The organism is Allorhodopirellula heiligendammensis (genome assembly GCF_007860105.1).
Taxonomy (GTDB): Bacteria; Planctomycetota; Planctomycetia; order Pirellulales; family Pirellulaceae; genus Rhodopirellula; species Rhodopirellula heiligendammensis.
Genome location: NZ_SJPU01000002.1, coordinates 872,910 through 896,164 on the forward strand (window position 1 = coordinate 872,910; position 23,255 = coordinate 896,164).

The 23,255-nt window shown below is 55.8% G+C and carries 17 protein-coding genes; 6 read left to right on the forward strand and 11 right to left on the reverse strand.

All coding sequences use genetic code 11. From position 1 onward, the window contains the following. The first annotated feature begins 47 nt into the window (after window positions 1-47). The gene (locus tag Poly21_RS13610; protein WP_146407534.1) at window positions 48-779 is read left to right on the forward strand and encodes a zinc ribbon domain-containing protein; all 732 of its coding nucleotides are present in this window, start codon (window positions 48-50) and stop codon (window positions 777-779) included. Window positions 780-1,282: 503 nt separating this feature from the next. Here the strand turns inward: Poly21_RS13610 and Poly21_RS13615 are convergent. Next, window positions 1,283-2,152 (reverse strand): SPFH domain-containing protein, encoded by an 870-nt coding sequence (locus Poly21_RS13615; RefSeq protein WP_146407535.1) that lies wholly within the window; start codon window positions 2,150-2,152, stop codon window positions 1,283-1,285. A 54-nt stretch (window positions 2,153-2,206) separates the two neighbouring features. Continuing rightward, on the reverse strand, window positions 2,207-3,229 hold the full coding sequence (locus tag Poly21_RS13620) for an SPFH domain-containing protein (protein ID WP_146407536.1): 1,023 nt from the start codon (window positions 3,227-3,229) through the stop codon (window positions 2,207-2,209). Window positions 3,230-4,180: 951 nt separating this feature from the next. Between Poly21_RS13620 and Poly21_RS13625 the strand changes: the two genes are divergently transcribed. The 3 genes from Poly21_RS13625 (at window position 4,181) to Poly21_RS13635 (ending at window position 8,699) form a co-directional block, all read left to right on the forward strand. Beyond that, on the forward strand, window positions 4,181-5,764 hold the full coding sequence (locus Poly21_RS13625) for an esterase/lipase family protein (RefSeq protein WP_302118864.1): 1,584 nt from the start codon (window positions 4,181-4,183) through the stop codon (window positions 5,762-5,764). Window positions 5,765-6,057: 293 nt separating this feature from the next. Next, window positions 6,058-7,425: an AAA family ATPase gene (locus Poly21_RS13630; protein WP_302118865.1), complete on the forward strand. Its 1,368-nt coding sequence runs from the start codon at window positions 6,058-6,060 to the stop codon at window positions 7,423-7,425. Further along, window positions 7,425-8,699, forward strand: a complete 1,275-nt coding sequence (locus tag Poly21_RS13635; protein WP_146407538.1) for a tetratricopeptide repeat protein — start codon at window positions 7,425-7,427, stop codon at window positions 8,697-8,699. The genes Poly21_RS13630 and Poly21_RS13635 overlap by 1 nt, the downstream gene beginning before the upstream one ends. A 151-nt stretch (window positions 8,700-8,850) precedes the next feature. Here the strand turns inward: Poly21_RS13635 and Poly21_RS13640 are convergent, their stop codons facing one another. The 9 genes from Poly21_RS13640 to Poly21_RS13680 all read right to left on the reverse strand — a co-directional run bounded on the left by Poly21_RS13640 (window position 8,851) and on the right by Poly21_RS13680 (window position 20,956). Next, complete coding sequence (locus Poly21_RS13640) at window positions 8,851-10,146, reverse strand: hypothetical protein (RefSeq protein WP_146407539.1); 1,296 nt, start codon at window positions 10,144-10,146, stop codon at window positions 8,851-8,853. Window positions 10,147-10,336: 190 nt separating this feature from the next. Further along, on the reverse strand, window positions 10,337-11,371 hold the full coding sequence (fliM, locus tag Poly21_RS13645) for a flagellar motor switch protein FliM (RefSeq protein WP_146407540.1): 1,035 nt from the start codon (window positions 11,369-11,371) through the stop codon (window positions 10,337-10,339). 8 nt (window positions 11,372-11,379) lie between these two features. Beyond that, window positions 11,380-12,642 (reverse strand): glutamate-5-semialdehyde dehydrogenase, encoded by a 1,263-nt coding sequence (locus Poly21_RS13650; RefSeq protein ID WP_146407541.1) that lies wholly within the window; start codon window positions 12,640-12,642, stop codon window positions 11,380-11,382. A gap of 131 nt (window positions 12,643-12,773) precedes the next feature. Further along, window positions 12,774-15,557: a sulfatase-like hydrolase/transferase gene (locus Poly21_RS13655; protein ID WP_146407542.1), complete on the reverse strand. Its 2,784-nt coding sequence runs from the start codon at window positions 15,555-15,557 to the stop codon at window positions 12,774-12,776. Between the two features lie 175 nt (window positions 15,558-15,732). After that, entirely contained in the window at window positions 15,733-16,503 is a 771-nt protein-coding gene (locus Poly21_RS13660) for a DUF1295 domain-containing protein (RefSeq protein WP_302118867.1), read from the reverse strand. A gap of 4 nt (window positions 16,504-16,507) precedes the next feature. After that, window positions 16,508-17,572: an SAM-dependent methyltransferase gene (locus Poly21_RS13665; RefSeq protein WP_302118868.1), complete on the reverse strand. Its 1,065-nt coding sequence runs from the start codon at window positions 17,570-17,572 to the stop codon at window positions 16,508-16,510. Next, window positions 17,569-18,852 carry an SAM-dependent methyltransferase gene (locus tag Poly21_RS13670; RefSeq protein ID WP_146407544.1) on the reverse strand — a complete coding sequence of 428 codons (1,284 nt, stop codon included), beginning with the start codon at window positions 18,850-18,852 and terminating at the stop codon, window positions 17,569-17,571. The genes Poly21_RS13665 and Poly21_RS13670 overlap by 4 nt, the downstream gene beginning before the upstream one ends. Before the next feature lie 23 nt (window positions 18,853-18,875). Beyond that, window positions 18,876-19,652 carry a DUF1365 domain-containing protein gene (locus Poly21_RS13675; RefSeq protein WP_146407545.1) on the reverse strand — a complete coding sequence of 259 codons (777 nt, stop codon included), beginning with the start codon at window positions 19,650-19,652 and terminating at the stop codon, window positions 18,876-18,878. Beyond that, the gene (locus tag Poly21_RS13680; protein ID WP_146407546.1) at window positions 19,649-20,956 is read right to left on the reverse strand and encodes an NAD(P)/FAD-dependent oxidoreductase; all 1,308 of its coding nucleotides are present in this window, start codon (window positions 20,954-20,956) and stop codon (window positions 19,649-19,651) included. Before Poly21_RS13680 ends, Poly21_RS13675 begins: the two co-directional genes overlap by 4 nt. Window positions 20,957-21,415: 459 nt before the next feature. On the opposite strand from Poly21_RS13680, the gene Poly21_RS13685 reads away from it, so the two are divergent. Both Poly21_RS13685 and Poly21_RS13690 read left to right on the forward strand, forming a co-directional pair. Beyond that, a complete protein-coding gene (locus tag Poly21_RS13685; RefSeq protein WP_302118870.1) occupies window positions 21,416-22,279 on the forward strand; it encodes a sigma-70 family RNA polymerase sigma factor in 864 nt (287 codons plus the stop codon). Window positions 22,280-22,281: 2 nt separating this feature from the next. Then, window positions 22,282-23,253 carry a thioredoxin domain-containing protein gene (locus Poly21_RS13690; RefSeq protein WP_146407548.1) on the forward strand — a complete coding sequence of 324 codons (972 nt, stop codon included), beginning with the start codon at window positions 22,282-22,284 and terminating at the stop codon, window positions 23,251-23,253. The last annotated feature ends 2 nt before the right edge of the window (window positions 23,254-23,255 follow it).

Consider the following 23,255-nt stretch of genomic DNA (forward strand, 5'->3'; position numbering starts at 1 on the left):
CCACTCGCCGCTCACAAGACATTTTTAATCATACTCAATGAAGTTATATGGCCAGTCCGAAATCTACCGAGATCAGTACCCCTTTACTCCGCCGTCTGCACCGCATCCATCAACAACGCGCCGACTTGGAGAGCCAAGCCCGACGCGGTCCCCTGCAGCTCAAGGCGGTCCAGGCTTCGATCGACGTTGCGACCCAAGCCGTCGACGCTGAAATCGCCGTGTTAAAGAAAGCACGCATGGTGTCGGATGAAAAACACTTGCAGCTGCAAACCCGCGAGGCACATGTCAGCCAACTCCAACGACGACTCAACGAAGCAGCTACCAATAAAGAATTTGCATTGCTCAAAGAGCAGATCGCCGCCGACGAGCAAGCCAACAGCGTGCAGAACGATGAAATCTTTGAGATCCTCGAACGCATCGATACACTCGAAGCTCAGCTCGCCCGCACGAAAGAGAAGTTAGCGGAGGTTGAAGCCGACGCCGCCAAACGGCGAGCTGAAATTGAAGATCGCCAGAAACGCGTTGCTATTGATCTTGATCGCGTGGAAGTGCAGCTCGAAGAGGCCGAAACGTTGATTCCCGCTGCGGTGAAGGCTGACTACAAACGGCTGCTCGAAGCGCGTGGCGAGGAGGCGCTCGCTCCGATCGAAAACGAATCGTGCGGCGGTTGCTATCAGACGCTGACGACCCAGGTCGCCAACCAAGTCATGCTGTCCCAGCTTACTTATTGCCCGAACTGCAACGCCATGTTGTATCTACCCGAAGACCGATCCGTCTAAGGCGATCCAGCTTCGATACTGGTTGCGTTACCAGCTTTTAGCTTGAGATCAATCCAAGCCTAAAATTGAATCTGCCCCGACGCGTTGTCGTAGATTCTGCCGGAATGAACTGCCTGCCGTAGGCGAGCGCGACAAACGGCTGTACTTACTACGCCTCTGGCACAGGTCGGTTGCGCGCAGTCCGGCGTTTTGAGTGCCAACGAGCACGCACACCACAAGCACACATGACGCCGAGCGTATTCTTCGTGCAATTCCGCCTGGAAGATACATCTTTCCGTCCGCAAAAATAATCATTTCCTATAGAATCGCCAGTCTTTCGATACTACTTCGTGCTTATCAACAGCCAATCAGTATTGGATCAATTTGAGTCTACTGTGAGACCCAGAAGCCCACGCCTGGCAAGCGACTGAGACCGTTCAGAGAGTGGATTTCTAAGCGAGCGAGCCAGGGGGTGCTGGCGTGAGTCGGCCTTGGGTGAGTACTTTTGGAGAACGCCCCTGCTCTCATTTGCTGTCGCCCAGTTGCAGCAATACGTTCCCCGAGTTCGGGATCACATCGACCGATGCTCCCGACTCAATCAGTTGGTTGATCTCCATGACTTCGAGGACGGTATCGAGCACCTCCGGATCATGTTTGGCGATCTCATTAAGCTGCTTGCCGACGATTTCGGGTCGAGCAGCAGCAGCCTCGGCCATTTTCTGACTGACCTTGAACGCCGTCTCGCTTTTGATCAGACCGACGCGGTTTTCTCCGTCCTGTTTCATGGCGCTGGTGACCTGTACCAATCGCTTGACCACTTTCTCGGTGATGTTGTGCACCATCTGCATGTCTGTGAACTCGACTTTGCGAATGTAGACCGAACCGAGGCGATAGCCCCACTTTTCGGACAATGGCGAAACGGCCTGGCGTACTGTGCGACTAAGACTGTGCCGATTCTCAAGCATCGTTTCCATTTCGAGATTGCTCAGCGTCGAGATCGTTGAGCTGGTCACGTTGGCCTGCAGCGAACCATCAGGATTCGCGTTGGTGAACAGATAGGAGACGGGATCGGCCACTTGCATCTCGTACCAGATGCCGACACCCATCGGTGTCCCCTCCTCTGAGTTAACCATCTGACTTCGCAGGTAGTGTTGTCGCAGCGCGGTGCTGACGACATAGCGTTTCCCAAAGAACGGGATCAACATCGCGCGAGGTCCAAAGATTGAAATCGGGAAATGCAGTCCAGGACGGGTGAGGGTTCCAATGACCTTGCCAAATAGAGTGAAGACCTGTGCTTCACACTCCTGAACACAGGTGTAAATACCGAACGCGCGGGCGAGGGTGAGTAACAGCGGGATGGTAACGAATCCAAAAACGAACAAAGCAATGTGCATGATAAAATCTTGATGGAAGGCAATGGTTGGGTCGAGTGAATTGAGTTGCGGCGGCTACGCACGCTGCGGTTTACTCAACACGACGCGGGAGGCGAGACCATGCAGCGGCACACGCGAATTCCGCAGATATGCCTGTAGGCATTCCGAGCCACCCTCCTGCTTGATCGATGTGAGTGTGCCAGCGAGTTCTTGCAACGGGGCGACTTCCGCGTGGGCATTGTTGGTCGCGATTTCGACAGCGCGGGCGCTCATGGTAATCTGCTGTTCGGCGTCAGCCCGAGCCGTACTGATGTCTGCTGCCACTTGATTTCGCGTGCTATTGATGGCTGAGAGGGCGCGGTCAACTTCCTGTGGTGGATCGATCTCGGTAATCAAAGCCGCATCGAGCTCAATACCGTACCGACCTGTTGTCGATCGACACTGCTCTTCCATGTACTGGTTTAGCAGCGGCAGGTTTTTGCGTAAATCATTGATCGACACGCCGTCAGAAAGGTCCACCGAACTGCTGCGTGAGGCACCTTCGGGAGCCTCGTCCTCAATTTCCGTGCTAAGGAGACTCGCGCCCTTCGGGTCTACAAAGTTCGCGATCCGTTCCCGCATGACGGACACAAAAAATCCCATCACATGTTCGAGTGGACTCTTCACGCCGAACAGAAATGGATAAAGATTGCTCTCACTGACTCGATAGCGAATCTGCCCATTGACGCCGGTGGTGAGGTTGTCTTTCGTGACCGCTTCGATTGTTTCTTGACGCTTGGACGGGTCCCAGGCGAGATCAACGGCTTGGGTAGCCACGTCAACTCGATGGACCGTCTCCCAAGGCAACTTGAAGTACGGTCCCCCTGGCCCAATCACGCGTACTTGGGGGTAGGTGTATCGACGGCGCTCGTCCTCACTGAGCGATGGATCTAAGGGCGGAGCGATATCGGGGGACTCAGCAACCATGGGTAGTAGTTCGGCGGCTCCAAAGCGAGTCTTCACCGCGCGCTGATTGGGTGCCACGGTGTACAGGCACCCAGGCAATATTCGAACGGCAGCGTATGCCGCTAGACCGAGAAAAAACCAAGACAGAATCATGCTGGATGCTCTTTGAGAAGGAAATGCGGAGGGTGGAGGGGCAACCTACCACCAATTCTAGTTCGCTGCGCAGGGAAGCTACCAAGTTCAGGCGTGAAAACGACGCTGTCTAGGCGCGAATTCGTTTGCGGCGACGAGCGATCCAGGTGATTGCCTTCGCCACTGTCGCACGTTCATAGGCCCATCGGGTTCTGCCAGTGGTTTTCCAGCGGTGGGCCTGATGGGTGAGGTTTACCTAAGAACGCGGCCGCACCCGCCGGCGCCTCGGATGAACACTCCTCTGTACGGTCCAACTCGCTGCGCAGGCAGCACAATCGTTGCGACCAGATTCTCTTCGTTAATGATCAATCTCACCCGTGATGTCTGCCGATGACATCAGTGGTATGCCGCCACTGCGAGCTGAGTTGAGGAATTGCCTCGGGCTTTCTTATCAGTTCAGAGTTGCGGGCGCATCATCCGATCATGGACGGTCGAACAAAAACGTACTCTCCATCACTTGGGTCCATTTTGCTCTCGCGCCGTTTCATACAATCGTTTTGCTACGTGGTGCTATTGGTCAGCGTCAGCGGTTGCTGCTGCATGGGACCGACACCATTGCAAACGGCGCACGTCGTCCCTGCCGCATTGGCCGGTTCACCGTGTAACTGGTGGTTTAAGTCGCCAGACTGCGATCCCGTATGCACCTGCGAGACTGGACTGGTTCGGTCACCAGCACTCACGTCGTCGACCAAGTCGGCGTTGTTAATGGGAGAGAGTGCCTATATTGTCGCCGAGCGTTTGCATGAAAAGTGCGACGAACGAGCGGTCGATTACTGGGCCAGAGCGGTCGCATGGACAGCCGAAGCAATGCGGGAGGGGGAACAATGCCCGTATCAATCGACATACAAGTTATACGTTCTTGGCCACAGAGAAAGTTTTGCTGACCGCGCGGCACAGATCCACAACAGCGCGATGATTCGAATTCTTTCGCAGGGGCAAGCTTATGGACGACTCGACCCGTCATCGCATCTCCAGATAAATGGTGCCAACCAGACCGTCCGCATCCCTGTGATTCATCATGGCTTTGCGTGGCAGAGTAGCGATTTCCAACAGTTACTCGTTTTCGAACCACCTCCCGGAGCCCCGGGCAATGTCTGTGGGCGAGGCGTGCCCCTGGTCGTGTTGTCGGCATTCAAAGCCCGTACTCAGTCCGGGCGGCTGACCTGTGATGGAAGCGAGATCCAGGACCTTGCACCTTCCCAGTGCGAATCCTTCATCGACTCGCAAACACCCTTCGCTGCCACAGCGTTGATGGACATTCCAGTAGCGATCTTTCTCGACGAAACCTGTGAGCGAGATGAGGGACCTGACGTAATTGATGTAGGATCGGTGACATTGGTGAATCCACTTGTGATTGATCCTGGCACCAACGGCGGACTCGATGAGGGGCCTGCCATCGCGCAGAGTCCCGCGATGCCGCTGGACTATGCGCGTCAATCGAGTCGCTACAATCCACTAAGAGCGTTTCTCAGCGGTGACAATGGGATCGATCAGCCACGCCTTCGTTTCCTTGAGCCATATTCACCGGACAAGATCCCACTGCTCTTGGTGCATGGATTATTATCAGATCCAGCGGTTTATCTACAAATTGGTGAGGCCGTCCATGCCGATCCGCTACTGCGCCAACGCTACCAAATATGGTTGTTCCGCTACCCGACGGGTGACAATGTCTTGAATTCGGCGGCCTCGCTGCGGCGCCAGCTTGCTGCTGCGTATGCCTGCGCTCAGGGATGCGATTGTCCGTCGCGATCAGCCGAAACGTTGCATCTTGAGGCCGGTAATTCGCCCGCCCACCGCGCTGTGATTGTCGGTCACAGCATGGGCGGCTTGCTGTCGAAACTGCAGGTGACCGATAGCGGTGATCGACTATGGCGTGCGGTTGCCAATGTACCGTTTGAACAATTGCAAGGTTCACCAAAACTGCTCAAACAGCTGCACGAATCATTTTTCTTTCGTGCCAGCCCAAATATCGGTCGCGTCGTTTATATCGCCACACCGCACCGTGGGTCGCAGTGGGCGTCACGGTGCATCGGGCGGCTCGGTTCTACGCTGGCGGGGATCTGGGGGCAGGAGCGAGATGACTACGAGATCATTGTGCGAGATAATCCCGGCGTTTTTTCTGGTCAATACTCTGACTCTTTTCCCTCAAGTGTGGAAATGCTCCGACCCAACAGTCACCTTCTCGAAACGCTCGCAGCTACCCCATCAACGCCGTCGAGTGTGATCAACTCAATCATCGGGAAATCATGTTGGTGGCCTCGATCGGGATGGTCCGACACGGTGGTTCCCGTCAGCAGCGCATACCGGGCGAACGCAGAATCGACCACGCTCGTCGATGCGACCCACACGGCTATCCTGCAATCTCATGCGGCGCAGCAAACCCTGCTGGAAATCCTTCGAGTTCATCTGTCAACGCTTTCCGAGACCGCCACGCCCCCCGCCCTTGAAGATGACTTTTCGGAACTCGATCTTCATCCCGCGTTAATCGAAATCTAGGTGTCAAATCGAGCGCTCGGCGCGACGCTGGCCAGATTGGGCCTATCCCGCCGGTTGACGACCGCCGAGTCGAGCGCCGCCTAGCTCGACGTTAGACTACCTATGTCGGATAATTGCCATCCGAATACCCGGCTGAGAGACCTATGCGTTTGGCGAGGTATTGGCAAACGGCGGAAACACAATGTGTCGAGGTAGAGCTCCACATTGACGGGCGGTTTCGAATCCGTGAGATTGGTGGCAATCCTATCTCGGCATGCGTTGCTGGCATATTTTTTTCTCAATCACGATTAGCGATGATGGACCCCAACCAAATTGCGATCGATGCCCTGAGCGCTGCCACGGCGGCGGCACCGGGGAATATCGAATTAGTGCGTCAACTTTGCGAGTTGCTGATGCGAGTTGGACGTGATGGCGAAGCGGAAGAACAGGCCAAGGCAGCTGCGGCTCGGTTTCCAGAGCGTCACAACTTCAAACTGTTGATGGCGCAGATCTTTTTCCGCCGCGGGAAAGACTCTCACGCATCAGCGATCGTCGAGACTTTGCTGAAGGCGGATCGAGACAACGCCGCAGTATTGTTGTTACATTGCCGACTGCAGCAGCGTCGCGGTGATATCCGGGGCGCCGTCGCGACGTACCAAGACGCCGTTGCCAACGACGAATCTGCACGTGATTCAGAATTGGAAAGCCTCCTTGGGCTGCGAGATTTCGACGAATCCAACAGTGACAAGATCCCGGACGCAGTCGGCCTGCCGGGGCCGGACGATCGTGCGGACGATAGTGGTTCACTGCCGGATTTAGAAGCAGACCTATCCGACGGTTTCGAATCCGTCGGTGGCATGGATGCGGTCAAGGAACAAATCCGACTGAAGATCATTTATCCACTGCAACACGCCGAGATGTATGCGGCCTACGGTAAAAAGGTAGGTGGCGGAATTCTTCTCTATGGTCCTCCCGGATGCGGCAAGACGCACCTCGCTCGCGCGACAGCGGGGGAGGTGGGCGCTGGCTTTCTTTCAGTCGGCATCAACGATGTCTTGGACATGTGGGTAGGTAACAGCGAAAAGAATCTGCACGCGATCTTTGATAAGGCGCGTCGCAGTAAACCCTGCGTTCTGTTCTTCGACGAAGTCGACGCGCTCGGGGCGAGCCGTAGCGATATGCGGCGCAGTGGTGGACGGCAGATGATCAATCAGTTCCTCAGCGAACTCGATGGTGTCGAAAGCAATAACGATGGGGTGTTGATTTTGGCGGCGACCAACACTCCTTGGCATCTCGATAGTGCCTTTCGGCGTCCAGGGAGGTTTGACCGTGTGATTTTTGTACCTCCACCTGATGCCAAAGGACGGGAGGCGGTGCTCGCGATTCAACTGCGCGGCAAACCGACCGACTCGGTCGATCATGCTAAAGTAGCGGCCAAGACCGAGGGATTTTCAGGGGCGGATCTGAAATCCGTCATCGATGTCTGCGTCGAACAGAAGCTCACCGAAGCGATTGCGACGGGGATGCCCAAACCGATCGTGACAAAGGATCTGCTCGCTGCAGCCAAAACCATTCGCCCCTCGGTCAACGAGTGGTTTGCCACCGCGAGAAACCATGCTCTGTATGCAAATGAGGGTGGCGTCTACGACGAGGTGCTCGACTACATGAAAGTAAAACGCTGATGTCCAACGATCCAAGTGAAACGATATTGCGCCGCGCCTCGATGCTGCTAGAGCAACGACGTTACAGCGCCGCTCAATCGGAACTGCGTCAGGTATTAGCGGAGAATCCGGAGCACACCTATGCACATGCATTGTTGTCACTGGCGCTCGCCCAGGACGAGCGTGTAGGAGATGCTGCCCGAACGCCGGAGCACCGGGAGCAGTTGATCGAATCCACACGGCATGCCGAATCGGCGATTGCCAGCGATCCCAATGACTCGCTCGGATTCTATGCGTTGGCATTCTCGCGTCTGCAGCGGGGTGACTGCCCAGCAGCAATTGAAGCGGGACAAACGGCGATTGCTCTCGATCCCTATGATGCCGACTCATACGCGATTGTCGCCGGAGCTCAGCTTCAAAGCCGGCACTACGCCGAAGCTCTCGAAACCGCAGAGCAAGGTTTGAAAGTCGATCCCGAGCACGGTTCCTGCACGAATATTCGCAGTCTGGCGTTGGAACGACTCGGCCGCGGTGGGGAAGCTATCGTGGCCGCTCAGGCGCAGCTGAGTCGTCAACCCGATGATTCAACCGCTCACGCTGCGGTCGCCTACGCGCACCTCAATCAGGGCGAGTACAAAGAGGCTCAACTCGCGTTTCGTGAAGCACTACGTTTGGACCCCACCGATGAGTTTGCCCGGCGAGGGATGATCGAAGCGATCAACTCGAGCAATTTTTTCTATCGCACACTGCATCGCTATTTCGTGTGGATGGGGCGTTTGGATCAACGTGTGGCCTTCGCGTTGATGATCGGATTTTATCTGCTGATCCAAAATATTGATCGTTTGGCCGATGCGGTTCCATTCCTGGCGCCGTACACGAGCGTTATCGTGATGGGATATGTGATTTTTGCTCTGACGACTTGGATCGCTTCGCCGCTGATGAATACCGCCCTGCGGCTACATCCTTTCGGCCGCCACCTCCTCAATGGCAAGGAGCGACTGACCTCAACATTAATTGCGATCTTGATGGGGTGTGCGCTGCTAAGCCTCGCCGCCGGGCTAATCTGGTTCAATCTGACCTATGCGATGGCGGGTGTGATGTACTGTTTCCTGTTATCGGTGTTCGTCGTCGCCACCATGAACATGCCCACACCCGCGGGGCGAATCGGAATTGGGATCGCGTCCGCCGTCGTCGCCATTCTTCCGTTTGCTGGAATGTTTCTTTATTTCGTCTACGGAAGCCTGGCCATCCAGCTCGGCAGCCAAATGCTCGCTGCTCGTAGTCGAGCGTTCTAGCAGTTCAGGATCGAAGGATCGCCCTGTCGCGGACTGATTTAGTTGCTCGAGCAAGGGATGCGGAGGAATTCAGTAGGCCCCACGCATCAGGCTGGCACGATGGCGAAGCCGTGAGGCGATGCCGAGACCTTAAGCGATGAGCGACCGGTTCTTAATAGCGGCCACGATTGGGTGCCGATACACGGCTGCTGACTTGGGGAACCATCGGTGTTTGCGTTATGTTGTGAGATGCTTTACCACGGAACTCGATGAACATGAGTGCGTCAGCGCGGCCGGCAGTGGTACCAGTGATCGAGGCGAAGTCGAGAAACGGTATCGCCGCTTGTTCTCGATCGGGACTCGCAACGACTCCGCAGGACAGCAGCAGGACCATATCCGATGGCCAGCGAAAACGCTCGTGTAAACGCCAGCTAACCAACTGAGGAACTTCAATTTTGGTTCGGTGAACCTGTTGGTTGGGCAGTGGCAGGTCGAGTTCAACGGGCACGAGCTTGTCAACTTGATCGATATTGGCATTGATGACGCAATCGAGCGTGCGGCCATCGATGCTGAGCAGTGGGCTGAGTTCGAGTTGGTACCCTTCTTGGATCTCGCCAGTCTCCGGTTCATAGGGAGGCCAACCTGCTGGTGACGGTTTGACATTGATGACGTAGTTGCGGCCCCGCGTACTGGCGAGCTTTTTCGTCTGACCGTTGTGCGTGACCATATCCACCGCTTGTACCTGTCGCACATCCGTACGCTGTCGCAACAGGTTCATCACTAAGGCGGCATTTTCTTTGGTCAGCAACCATGCTTGGATGCCGGGTGTTTGGACGTTCACGTGCTGCATCAGCATGTGTGCACGGCTCCGCCAATTTGGGTTGCCGACCGTCATGACTTTGAGATTCATGACCTGCGGGTCTTTGTCGCCTGCAACGAAACGATCGACGATCGCGGCGATCGCCTGGTGCATTTCATTGGTGTGATAAACCGTCAATTCATCTCGGTCAGCAGTCATGAATCCGAAGGGTTCGGTGTGCCAGACATCGGTGCCTGTTTCACGAACGATCCAATCCACCACCGCCTGGTGAGGTCGGTCTTCGGTAGTGAGGTAGCCGGTATACGGACGCAAATCGTAGACGCGAAGTTCTTGGCCTGCGCCTCGGGGGAGTTCGCCCCCGTTGCTGAGCCGGCCCGATGATCCGCCTGAGGGAGGATTCGGGGGGGGCGCATCCTGCATACTCGGCGGTGTATCAGCACGCGACACGAATCCACCTTGCGGAGATCCTTGCGGCTGCGTCGAGGGTGCTCGGGCGACGGATGTCGACGGGAGCTGGGGGCCTTGGGCGAATCCGTTAGAATTACACAGGCCACAAGCCAAAAGTGGGAACGCCAGCGCCACCGCCCAACAGAGCGATCCAGTAAAGACTCGTGCGCTGTCGGCCAATGCGGTTGATTTGCGTCGCATGATAAGTTCGTGGAGCAAGAGGAACGGCGTCAAGTTGCTGGCGACAGGAGGATGCAACGCTGTGAGTTTGCAAGTCTGTCGGCAAGGGTTCCTCGCAGCTATAGGAATTTTCCGCAATTTTCCGCAAGTCGAATTGCGAGAAATCGAGCCGCGAAAACCGACAGGATTCACTCTTGCAAGGCAAATCCAACTACCTCGGTTCAATCACAGATCGAATCTGAACCGCTTTCTTGCCATGGTAGGCTCCTGCGGACGCCTGGAATTTGGGGATTTCCTGGATCGCCACTTCGAGCGGATGGGCAATCTCCTGCTCGGTCGTGATGATGTCTCCAACCGCGAGACCGAGCAGATCGCTGGTCTTGATTCGGCTCCGAGCGAGAGTGACGACTACATTGACGTTGGCAGCATCAATATTCCCGGCAATTTGACTCCGATTCCCTACGGTGGATGGAGCGTTTCCCTGCTCGTCGCGGCCGCGTTCTGATAGTTTTTCGCGACACCTCTCAACCGATTGGACAGGGATACACAACGTCATCTGGCCCGAGTTCTTGCCCCAGTGAACCTCAAAACCAACTTGAATCACAGGGTCGTCCACACCCGCAATCGGGACACGATGCGGTGTGCTCTCAATGGACTCTAGCTCAGGTTGCAGCGTGGCAACATTCGTCCACGCAGAAATGATTTGATCCAAGAACAAGGTCACGACTCGCGACATCAAGCGGGTTTCCACCTCCGTCAGGGGCCGACAGATGTTCTCGCCGGGCACTGGGTCACCACCGAGCATGCGGTCGATGATTGCGAACGCCAGCGGCGGAGCAATGTCGAGCATCCAGCTGCCGTCCAGGGGCGCAGGCGTGATCACGCCCAGGCAACTCGGTTTTTGTCGGGACGATACAAAATCACCGTAAGCCACTGCGTCCATGCTAGACAGTTTGACGTCGAGCGGGGCGCGTAATAGACGCGAGAACGAGTTGCTAAAATCGCGAGCGAGAGACGCATGCAACGACCATAGCGTGTGCATATGATCCTTGCCGATGCGGTCAGGGCGTTTGAAGTCATACGCTCTGATCTCGGGCTCCTCTACCGAGGGGCCCGGTTCGCTGCTCGCTAAACGAGTTCCAGAAGATGGCTGGTGGCGTTCCTGTGGATCCTCACCACCCAAGGCCGATTCCATGGCTTTACGCAAATTCGCGACTTGATTGGGGCTTAGCGATTCGGCGGACATGAAAAACCTCAGCTACGTATGTGACCGTTCCCACGTACGATGTACTTGTAGCTGGTCAGTTCCCGCAAGCCGCATGGGCCACGGGCGTGAAACTTATCGGTGGAAATTCCAATTTCAGCGCCCAGACCGAACATCCCACCGTCATTGAACCGCGTGCTGGCATTGACCATCACCGCAGCGCTATCGACTAGGTTTGTGAATTGCTCGGCCGTGGCAATGTCATTGGTGATAATCGCCTCGGTGTGCCCGGACCCATATTCCGCGATGTGGTCGGTCGCGGCGTCGAGTGAATCGACGACCGCGATACTGATCGTCGGACCTAGGTACTCCGTCGCAAAATCCTCTGGCGTGGCAGGAACGCCGTCTGAGACGTACTTCGCCGCTCGCTCGTCAACCCGCATCTCGATACCTCGCGAGGTCAGTCGCTCGGCAATTTTTGGCAATACTTCGGCGGCGATTTTCTCATGAACGAGTAAGGATTCACACGCATTGCAAACACCCAAGCGATGACATTTCGCGTTCTCGACGACGCTGACTGCCATGTCGATGTCAGCGTTCGCATCGACGTAAACGTGGCAGTTTCCGTTGTAGTGCTTGATAACGGGCATGGTGGCTTCGCTGGCTACCCGGCGAATCAACCCCTCACCGCCACGCGGGATCGTGACGTCGATTTGTTTATCCATTTTCAGGAAGTGCCCCACAGCGGCACGATCGGTCGTTGCGACCAACTGTACAGCGTGTTCGGGAACACCGACTTTACGAGCAACTTCGGAGAGTACGTCGACGATTGCCCGGCTGCTGTGCATGGCTTCTTTACCACCACGCAAGATTACTGCATTGCCGCTTTTAACGCAGATGCCGGCGGCGTCTGCGGTCACATTAGGACGACTCTCGTAGATGAAGAATACCACTCCCAGCGGCACCCGGCGCTTCTCAATCCGCATCCCGCCAGGACGTGTAAACCCGTCGAGAATCTCCCCGATGGGGTCCTTGAGGGCAGCAATTTCGCGTAAACCCGTGGCAATTCCCTCGATACGGCCAGCATCCAACCGCAAGCGATCGATGCTGGCGTCGGTGAGCCCATAATCTGGCGCGGCAGCCAAATCTCGCTCATTGGCAGCGAGAATGGTTGGTGTGGCGGCGACGAGTGCATCGGCCGAATCCAGGAGCCAGCGATTCTTGATCGTGGTATCGAGAGTAGCGAGTTGGCGGGAGGCCGCCTTCGCCGCGGACGCGATTTCGAGACAGGTTTCAGATAACTCAGCTGACATTTTGTTTCGTAAATTGTTGGAAATACGTCGAGATCCGATCGCCGCAGACGACGACCACGTACACCATTAGCCTAGAGCAACAAGCAAGACTCCGCGACCGTGGAGGGCGAAAGCCCCGGTGGGGTGTGCTTTCACTCTCGTTTTGACGGGACTGCCGTGACCGCTTGGGGGCTAGCAGCCATCAGCGATTCGATAACTTGTGCGAGCTGCTCGGGACCGCCAGCAATTTTGACGTACGTGTGTTTCCCATCTGCGTCTTTCTTCCACGTTGTCAAGCCTTGGTCGTTGATAACCACTTGGCCGCCGGTGATGGTTTCCCAGTGGCTGGGGTCGGCTCCTCGCACGGCGAACAACGCTGCCGCTTGATCGTAGCTTGGTTTGCCGCGATCGATCGACATCCTTCCTGCGTGCGGCCTCAACTCATAAGCTCGCCGAACGGGGTTTTTCCTTGACACCTGTTTTAACCCAGCGCCCGTAACGAGGACGTTACCGACTTCAAAACCATGCCAGACGATACTGCCCGGCCAATGTGCGGCCACGAACTTCGCCGCCTCGGGGTGAGTTGCGATGTTTGCTTCGCGTCGCGTCGATGTAGGAAATTCACCGCCCATCACGACCAATTGCTTCACTTTTTGCCGAACCAAGTCTGGCTTCCTGCGACACAGTTCAGCAAGATTTGACAGCGCACCGACACTGCAGATGGTAACGCTATGGTCGGGTTGCGCGGTCAACGTTCGGCAGTAGGTATCAAATGCATCCTCGGCAAGGTCGTCGGCAACCATGTCGTTTGGAAACTCGTCACGCAAAGCTGCTGCGTAAGGGCTCGTGCGTTGCAGCGCGGTCGGCCCCTGTTTATCGGTACCAATCGCAATTTCCGGCCGGCCGTAATACGTGTTGATTGCATCCACCGCGGCAGCGGATGCGTTGCTGAGGTCCCTCCGATTGGTGACGACAGCAAGCAGTTCGCATTCACCACGGTCTGCGAGGGCATGCAAGAGCCCCAATGCGCCAGCGTCGTCGCAGTCACCAGACATGTCTGTATCGAAGATCAGCGTTACTGGGGACGCCGCTTCGAGGCGTTCGGCCGTGACATAATATGCACCTCCAATTTCCTGTCCCTTGCCGTCGCTAAGCCACGTCTGCATTGTCGTCCGTCCCGCGGCCAAAGGCATTTCAAACTTGACCGAGCGAGCCCCCGCGCTCACGTGCGTGCTCCGCTCCACGTCGCCTACCCGGATCCTCGCAGAGGCGACGTCCCAAGCTGGACCGCTGCTCAGAATGCCATCGGTCACGCGGGTTTCTCCAATGCCGTCATTGAGCGCCAGTCCTGACTCCTGCGGCCAGCGACTCAGCGTGAAGGAATAGTCTCCTGCAGCTGCAACCTCGATATGCCAAAGTCCGTTCTTACGTTCACCTCGCCGTACCTGCGATTGCTGATCAATGAACACATCCGCCCATTCGCAGGCGGTCAGCTGGACCGGATTCTGCGCATCATGCCCGATCAAAGACGGCTCAAAGTCGTTGGCATGGGCTTGCACGCCGCCCCACCACTCATTGAGATGGGAGCGCATTTTCGCGACAACCTGGGGATGATGATTGATCACGTTGTGCTGCTGCAGCGGATCTTCTCGTAGGTTGTAGAGTTCGTTGTCGTGGAGTAGCCGCCAATGTTTCCACAAAACTGCTGCGCCCTCGCGTCGGGGCACTGCTGGGTTGCGCAGCGTGGTACGTACGGTCTTGAACGGCATCCGGCTGTAGTTGATGGTGAGCATGCGTTCGTCCGGCACTTCAGACCTGCCTCGCAACACTTCTGCAAGGCTGATCCCATCAAACTTGGTAGCGGCTGGCACCTCGATATCCATCAAATCAGTCAGGGTAGGCAGTAGATCTTGAACCTCCGTTAACCCGTCGACATCTCCAGCTGGTCGCAATCCGCCTCCAGGCCAACGAACGAAGCACGGCACACGATGGCCGCCCTCCCACAGAGTCGTCTTGCCGCCCCGCATGCCCGCATTGAAGTATTTCGGCCCGAAGGTGCTGCCATTATCGGTCATGAAAATAAGCACGGTATTCTCCCGAATCTCTTGCTCTTCCAGGAATTTCTCCAGCCTTCCCATGTTCTCGTCGATGTTGACGCACATCGCTAGAAACCGAACCAGCTGCTCCTTGGCAGCCGGTTCCAACACCGGCAACTGATCGGCAACCGCCTCCAACGCCGCTTGGACAGGAGCCAGGTACTGCTCGGGTACGTAATGCGGTTGATGTGCTGTGGCTGTAGCCAAATAGCAGAGAAACGGGCGTTCCGCGCCGGCCTCCTGCTTCATCCACTGCATCGCTTCATCGAACAGTACATCGGTCGTATAGCCCGTGTATGACTGCCGGGTGCCGTTGCGAATGTAGGTGTCGTCGAAATAGTCGTTGTTCCATGTGTCTGGAACGGACCCGATATGAGAGGAGGGATACCAGAGGCTCTCCTGGAAGCCGCGGTCCTGGGGACGGTAGGGGTAGGCGTCACCGAGATGCCACTTACCAAAGAGCCCAGTGCTCCAGCCGGATTCCGCAAACAGGTCTCCCATCGTGGGGAAACTCCGACGCAGCAATGTACGTCCGCTGCTGACATTCATCGCACCGTTGCGCAGGGCGTCCACGCCAGTCATCAGTTGGCCTCGCGTGGGGGTACACATCGGCGCGACATGGAAGTCCGTGAAGCGGATGCTCTCTGAATACAACTGGTCAAGGTGCGGCGTTTGCAGCACGGGATTACCATGACAGGACATCTCGCCGTAACCTTGGTCGTCAGTCACGATCACCAGTACATTCGGCTGCGGCGATGGCTGTCCGCTACCGGTGCCAGCGTGAACTGTAGCAAGTGGTGTTAGAAATAATGTTGCGACTAGTGTCAGTAAAATCTTCATCGTTGCCTTCGTGTGCGTTCCGTGGCTGAAATGTTCGCCAGACTCATCAATGTACTCGAACTGGAGTCCTGTTGTGCCCCACAGGTTCCCCCCTATCAACCTCCCACGCCCCCCGTTTTGAATCGAGTCGGCATCTCCTAAAAGGTGATTTTGCCACCGTGCCCGTGGGACTCGGCTAGTGACGGCGTGGACCGGGAAAAAACGCGTTGGTCCGTTGCACGTATTCGCGATAATCGGGCTTGCTTTTTTGGAGCGATTTCTCTAGCAGCGTCACACCTGAAACTCGCATCAGAAAGATTGACATGGTGATCGGACCGATCACCGTCCATGCTGCGTCACTGGTCGCATAGGAAGCAAAAAACAGGCCCCACCATACTAGAAAGTCACCGAAGTAGTTGGGATGGCGCGTGTATCTCCATAGCCCCTGGTCGAGTACTTCCCTTTCGTTTCTGGGATCAGACTTGAATCGAGCCAACTGCCAGTCGCCGATCGATTCGAAGAAAAGTCCGGCTGCGAATAGGAGCATTCCGATCATGCTCGCCCATCGGTGGTGGACTCCAGACTCCTGAAACAGGACCTGCAGGGGCAGCGAAACAATCCACATCACGACTGCCTGGACACCGAAAACGGTTACTAAGCTGACCCATGGAAATGAATCGCCCCAATTCGCTCGCATGTTCCGGTAGCGAGGGTCTTCGCTTTTGCCGTAATTCCGCCAAGCCAGGTACACACTTAAACGGATACCCCACAGGGTTGTCAGGCAGGGCACAATCAAGCTGTCACCAGCTTTGGACCGGACGAAGTATGCCGTCCAGGCGACGAGTACGAAACCTAACCCCCAAGCGATATCAACGACACTGACATCTCTGAGGTAGAGGCTAACCAGCCACATGCTGAACATCAGCAAGCCGATTACCGCGGCGCAGTAGGAAAGACTCATGGCCATGGTTCTACTTTTCAAATAGATAGTGCGAGACATACCACTCTTGGCCTTCATTGAAGGCAAAGAGTTCTTCGCAAGCCATGAAGAAGATTCGCCATCGATGGAACCAACGTTTGGCGTCGGGACGCCCGTATGTCTTGGCCAAGATCGGCTGGACAGTCTCGGAGGCGGCGTCCAGGTTACTCAGCCAAGCTCGACAGGTTTTCGCATAGTGGCTTCCGTTCCACGCCCATCGCTCGGCGACTCGCAATGGACCACCGCAGCGAGGCAACCAGTCGTCGCTGGGCATCATGCCACCAGTGAAAAAGTAACGACCCATCCAATTCTGTGCCCCATCAATATCAAACAAATAGGGCGTCGTAGCGTGGCAGAATACGTGCACAAACAACTGTCCCTGGGGGCGCAGCCAACGGTCGATCTTCTCCATCAATCGGTCGTGGTTACGCATATGCTCAAACATCTCTACAGACACGACGCGGTCAAAGGTCTCGATGGATTCAAAGACATTGATGTCCGCAGTGACAACATCTAAGTTGGAGATTCTTCGATCTCGCGCTGCCGACTCGATGTAGCGGCGCTGTGAGTTGGAGTTCGACACGGACGTGATCCGACTATTGGGATACCGTTCTGCCATCCACAGCGATAACGAGCCCCACCCGCATCCGAGCTCAAGGATGCTCATGCCATCGGTGAGCCCGGCATGCGACGCCGTGACTCGCAGTGCGTTTTCCTCTGCCTCCACGAGCGTTTTGGTATTCGGCTCCCAGTAACTGCAGCTGTACTTTTGTTGTGGGCCCAAGACCTGCTGAAAAAAGCTCGCTGGCACCTCATAGTGCTGATCGTTCGCATCATGTGTGCAAACCGCTATCGGCTGAGAGGCGACTTCGGAGCGTAATTTTTCCGCAACTTCATCTGGCCTACGTTGATTCAAATCGCCGAGCCGGTTGTGAAGCAGGTTGCGAATCCCGCGTCGCACCAGCCAATCAGGCACACGGCCCTGCTCTGCAGCGTCCGACAGTCGCGAGACGACGTAGTTGGGGATGGTGGACCAGGCGGACTCCAGCGAATTCACTCTTGCGTTTTGTCCCAAACAATCTGGACAACTCTGGCGGTGTCTTCGCGGAACGCTGCTTCGCAGTAACATAAATAATACTCCCACATTCGAATAAAGCGGTCGTCAAAGCCGAGTTTGCGAACTTCGCCGAGTTGATTGAGAAACCCTGCACGCCAATGCATGAGTGTTTCAGCGTAGTGCCGTGACATGTCGTCGACTGATTGCAATCGAAACGATGTCATGCGACCTGCAGATTGTTGAATTGCAACGATGGAAGGCAGAAATCCACCCGGGAAAATGTACTTCTGTATGAAGTCGACGCCGCGTCGGTAGGTGTCGTAGCGCTGCTCTGGCATCACGATGGCCTGCATGACGCACCGCCCGCCAGGTTTGAGTAGTTCGTTGGACTTGCGAAAAAATTCGTCCAAGTGACGCTCTCCGATCGCTTCGATAACCTCGATCGAAACGAGTTTGTCGTAACGCCCCTCGAGATCACGGTAGTCGCTCGACAACGCTTTGATGCGATTGTTCAATCCAGCGTGGCGGACGCGATCATTTGTCATCTCAAACTGCGCTGGTGATATCGTGGTCGTTGTGACGTGACAGCCAATATGCTTTGCAGCATAGAGCGAGAATCCTCCCCAGCCAGTTCCAATCTCGAGCACGCGGTCGCTGGCTTGCAGATCCAGTTTGCCGCAAAGACGTTCAAGCTTGCACAATGATGCTTCATGAAGAGACATGCGGTCGTGCTCAAACCAAGCCGATGAGTACATCATGGTGGGATCGAGGAACAACTCAAAGAACGCATTACTGAGGTCGTAGTGAGCTGCGATATGACGTCGGCTACCGCTGCGAGAATTGCTGTCAAACCGATAACCTAGTCGACGGAAGTAGCCCGTGATTGCTGACAATCCTGTCTTGAGTGACGAGGTCCGTTCGAGATTGCGGCAGAGAATTTGGATGAAGGTCGTCAGGTCATCCACCTGCCAGTAGCCGCGCAGATATGACTCAGCAAGCCCGATGGCTCCCTGCGACGCAAGCAGGCTATAAAACGATGGATGATTGACCTGCCATGAGACGCACAGGGGCGAATCCCACGGCCCAAAAACCTCGCCTGTCTGCGCGTCAGAAAATTGAATCTGCCCGCCCTGCAGCCCTCCAAGCCAATCCATCATCTTGCGACGCGTGAAATGTTGCATCCACGTGAACTTCCGAGTCGGTGCGGCATCGTCGTTGATGCGGGAAACCTCCGGTCGCCAGTCCACGTTTGTATATTCGGTATCGGTCCCGCTCGACATCGTGTGTGCTCTCAAAACGTCTATCAAGGAGTGGATTTCAGTGGAACTTCGGACGGCCTAGGATGTGGAAATGAAGGCGTTTTCTTCAGCCACAACCGGAACGCTTGCCAGTAGATCCCGCCGACGACTTGGCCGGTCATGAGGGGAAACCGCAACAATGTTTTTGCAAGTTGGGTTGGGGTAAGCGGCTTGCGCTTCATCAGCAATGTCGAGTCAAACAGGCAGCCGTCCTGATCGTGGTCCTCAAGATGGATGGAGAGGCTTCGGCCGGGATTACTCAGACGCCACTGATACTCGAGATCCATCGGCAGAAACGGTGATACATGGAAAGCTTTTTCGCATCGGTGCCTCTGGACGCGGTGATTGCTTTCCCAAGGAATGACGTAGCAATGTCGTTCTCGCCAAGGCGTGTTGGTGACCTCGGCGATAACCGCAGCAGGCGATTGACCATCTGCATGAAAGCAATAGTAGAGTGAGATCGGATTGAAGACAAAACTCGCATAACGCACATGGGCAAGCATCCGAATTGGTCCATCAAACTCGATACCCGCGTCGGTCTGCACGATCTTCCGAATGCTGTCGGCGAGTGGTTGGTCTGCCTCCCCGACGTAGTCAGCTCGGTTGTAACGGACGAGACTGAAACGACGAGTCGAAACCAAAGGTGCAGCTCGGAAAACCTCGTCCAACTCATCGAGGTCGAGATAGAAAAAAAATAGCGGATAACAGAATTCGTGCGACGTCGTCCGAAAACGCCGATGGCGAATTGATCCTTCATAGAGACAGCTATGCTGGATGCTCATGGGCGACGTCCTCCTGTCGGCAGCGTTGTCGAGATCCTCGCGGCTCCCTCCGATCCAATGCGCCAATTTGGTATGCCGAATGCCCGCCCCACGGCCAGACCACTGACGACACCATCTTCGTGAAATCCGTTTCGCCAATAGGCGCCGCAGTACGACGTTCGCCGCCGGCGAATGATCTCGCTGTGACGCCGCTGAATGACGCTCCGCTCACTCGTAAACAGGGGATGCGAATACTGGAATCGGCCAAGCACCTTCGCCGGATCAATCATATCGTCGGCATTGAGCGTCACGCACAAGGTGTGAGGTGACTCAATGCGTTGTAATTGATTGAGGTTGTAAGTCACCTGCGGGCGCGTTTCCAGTTCCGCAGGGATGAGATAGTTCCAACTCGCCCAGGCACGTTGGCGTCGAGGCAGCACTGACTCGTCCGTGTGCAGCACCGCGGTATTCACACCGTACGGAAAGGCAGACAGCAATTCTGTCTCTAGCTCATCGGCGTCTGCTAGAATCTGCAGGGCCTGATCGCTGTGGCAAGCAATGATGACTTCGTCAAAATCCTCCTCGCCGCCTGCGTAACGCACCCGGACTTCGTTTTCGAGTCGACTCACACTTCGCACAGGACAACCGCAGCGAATCCGCTCACGAAAAGGCGCGATCAATTTCGCGACATAGCGATGTGATCCACCCACAACCGTTCGCCACACGGGACGATTGGTTAAGCTAAGCAGACCGTGATGATGGTAGAAATCGAGAATGAAACGAATTGGAAAGTCTGCGAATGACTCCCGCGGACATGACCAGATCGCGGCTCCCATGGGCAATAAATAGCGATCTGCAAACGCTCGCGAGTATCTGCCGGCGGCGAGATAGTCACGAACCGTTTGGTCGTCCGAGACGTGGTCAATGTCACGAGGTCCATTGCGATTGAAGCGAACGATATCCGCCAACATCCTCAGGAACGAAGGACGCAGAGCGTTTTGACGCTGGGCAAAGAGTCCATTGATCGAGGTGCCATTGTATTCCGTGTTGGACCGGTCGCAGCGAACGCTAAAACTCATCGAGGAAGGTGAGGTTTCGACGTCGAGGTCGTGGAGCATCTGCGCGAAAACAGGATAGGTGCGATCGTTGTAGACAAGGAATCCGGTATCGAGATCGTGCCGCTCATTTCCGACCTCCACACTGACGGTATGGGCGTGACCGCCGACATGGTTAGACGCTTCGAAGACGGTGATTTGATGCTCACCGGACAGGATTCGGGCGCACGTTAGGCCCGAAATCCCCGATCCGATGATAGCAATTCGCACGAAAACACCTGTACTGACTCGTTAAGCTTTGATTCCTCGCGACCGGTTAGTAGACGATTGCTCAAAAATGACCACGCACGCGATCAGATATTCTACCGTCGGCCCGGCGAACAGCTTGCTATCGAAGTGATAAGCAGGTACGCACAAGTAATTCGGTGAAACCACGTAGCAGCGTCTCTCCGAGACGCTGAGAGTTGCGAGTCTCGGAGAGACTCGCCTACGTGAGTTATACCGAAACATTTCCCCCGACCTGCTTAGAAGCGGTTTCGTTAACGCACAGGTCAGCCCTATGCCGCACCTCAACGGGCAGTTTCGCGAGCCCGGTTGTCGAGCGTCTCGGCTCACCCAGTCAGCAGACCGGAGACGACATCTTCAATTTTTTTGCTGGTCATTGTGAGGGCTTCTGTTACAAACACGGAAATTGCTCGTAGCGAACACCAACCAGCGACTGAGACTGCCGTGGCTGACGCCGAAATCCCGTTCATACCGCATGCCGACTTTGAGTCGGCGCACGAGCAGGATTTTGCCGAGATTGACTGCGCACTTTACGTCGAGGAAGACGATCGCGCGGTTGGCGACGTTGGCCACGCGGCAGCTAATTTTCTAACGGCGGTAGAGGAATGTCGGATTCTGACTTTCGAAGGGGAGCAGTTTTTATTCAAGCGGCTCAATTTCCTTCGGTTTCGAGCTCACGCGCTCACCGCAACCTTGCGCAACCAGCGACGACCCCGCAAGACGCAAGCCGAGATTGGGCGCTTGCTCGATGAAGCCAATGACACCCGAGAGGAAATCGCACGGTCCAATCTCCGTCTGGTCTCGTTCGTGTGCCGCAAAATCTCATCATCGAGCGATGAATTTGATGAGTTTGTCGCCGAAGCGAATCCGATCCTGCTCAATGCGATTGATAAGTTTGACTTCAGTCGCGGTTACCGCTTCAGTACCTATCTGACCCATGCTGTCCAACGGCATATCGCTCGATTGATTGGTCGCGCTTGCAAACGCAGGTCGCATGAATTGAGCGATGGCAATGAAACACTTTACTGGGCCGCTGCCACGGTGGACTCGGATCAGCCGTCGGCTGCGGATCTACTCGCTGCGGCCACCGTTGTACTGAAGGAGATGGACGAGGTTCTTGATGCTCGCGAGTGTTTTATTGTCCGCGGGCGGTTTGGATTGGACGGTTCCGAGAAGGGGAAATCCCTGCGTGCGTTGGGTGACGAAGTTGGAATTAGTAAAGAGCGAGCGAGGCAAATCCTTTATCAGAGTTTGGAGAAACTCGCCAAAGTCGCCCAGCCGTTCGAATCCATGTTCGCAGTGAAATAGTCATGAATTACCAACCGAAGAACTGGATGAAGTACGTTCTGCTCGCCGCAGCAGTCTACAATTTTGTGTGGGGAGTGATCGCCGTCTTCATGCCCACGTCGATGCTCGGATGGTTTGGACTGCAGCCCTCGGCGACCGAGGCCGTCTTTTGGCAATGCATTGGCATGATTGTCGGCGTGTTCGGCGTCGGCTTTTTGATCGCAGCGACCCATCCCTACCGACACTGGCCAATCGTACTGGTGGGCTTTCTAGGAAAGCTATTTGGCTTGGTAGGGTTTGCCGTCGCGTTGTCATCTCATGCTTTACCAGCCCAATTCGGTTGGGTGATATTGACCAATGATATCGCCTGGCTCGTTCCTTTCACAATCATTTTGTGGGGTGCTGTCCTACATGATCATGCGGCCGGGTCTGCCTACGACACCCCGGAGGCTGACGTGCCCCTCCAGGACCTGCGAACGAATACGGGCAGAACGATGGATCGACTCGCCAGCGAGCAAGCTCAGATGGTGGTGTTCTTGCGACATTCGGGCTGCACGTTTTGCCGTGAGGCACTCGCTGAAATATCCTTACGACGAAATGAGATTGAAGCCGCTGGCTGCGGAATTGTCTTGGTCCACTTGGGCGCGGGCGATGGTAGGGAGTTTTTCGCTCAATACGGCATGGACGACGTGCCGCGAATCTCCGACCCGCAGTGCCGGCTCTATCGCCAGTTCGGGCTCGATCTTGGCGATTTTCGGCAACTGTTCGGCATGCGGGTGTGGATACGTGGCATCGTGGCTGGCTTGCTGCACGGTCATGGACTCGGGTGGCCGCAGGGAAATTCCTTCCAGATGCCGGGCGTGTTCACCTATTATCAAGGTCAAGTGATCGAGGGTTTTCAGCACGACCAAGCCTCGGATCGGCCAGACTATGTCGAACTGGCCAAGCGGTCGAGCCGGCCAAGTCCAGTGGCGAAGGCCGTCGAGATGGCGTGATC

Coding starts and splice junctions, on each gene's coding strand:
- Poly21_RS13610 (WP_146407534.1), top strand. CDS start 48: ATGGCCAGTCCGAAATCTACCGAGATCAGTACCCCTTTACTCCGCCGT.
- Poly21_RS13615 (WP_146407535.1), bottom strand. CDS start 2,152: ATGCACATTGCTTTGTTCGTTTTTGGATTCGTTACCATCCCGCTGTTA.
- Poly21_RS13620 (WP_146407536.1), bottom strand. CDS start 3,229: ATGATTCTGTCTTGGTTTTTTCTCGGTCTAGCGGCATACGCTGCCGTT.
- Poly21_RS13625 (WP_302118864.1), top strand. CDS start 4,181: ATGATTCGAATTCTTTCGCAGGGGCAAGCTTATGGACGACTCGACCCG.
- Poly21_RS13630 (WP_302118865.1), top strand. CDS start 6,058: ATGATGGACCCCAACCAAATTGCGATCGATGCCCTGAGCGCTGCCACG.
- Poly21_RS13635 (WP_146407538.1), top strand. CDS start 7,425: ATGTCCAACGATCCAAGTGAAACGATATTGCGCCGCGCCTCGATGCTG.
- Poly21_RS13640 (WP_146407539.1), bottom strand. CDS start 10,146: ATGCGACGCAAATCAACCGCATTGGCCGACAGCGCACGAGTCTTTACT.
- fliM (WP_146407540.1), bottom strand. CDS start 11,371: ATGTCCGCCGAATCGCTAAGCCCCAATCAAGTCGCGAATTTGCGTAAA.
- Poly21_RS13650 (WP_146407541.1), bottom strand. CDS start 12,642: ATGTCAGCTGAGTTATCTGAAACCTGTCTCGAAATCGCGTCCGCGGCG.
- Poly21_RS13655 (WP_146407542.1), bottom strand. CDS start 15,557: ATGAAGATTTTACTGACACTAGTCGCAACATTATTTCTAACACCACTT.
- Poly21_RS13660 (WP_302118867.1), bottom strand. CDS start 16,503: ATGGCCATGAGTCTTTCCTACTGCGCCGCGGTAATCGGCTTGCTGATG.
- Poly21_RS13670 (WP_146407544.1), bottom strand. CDS start 18,852: ATGTCGAGCGGGACCGATACCGAATATACAAACGTGGACTGGCGACCG.
- Poly21_RS13675 (WP_146407545.1), bottom strand. CDS start 19,652: ATGAGCATCCAGCATAGCTGTCTCTATGAAGGATCAATTCGCCATCGG.
- Poly21_RS13690 (WP_146407548.1), top strand. CDS start 22,282: ATGAATTACCAACCGAAGAACTGGATGAAGTACGTTCTGCTCGCCGCA.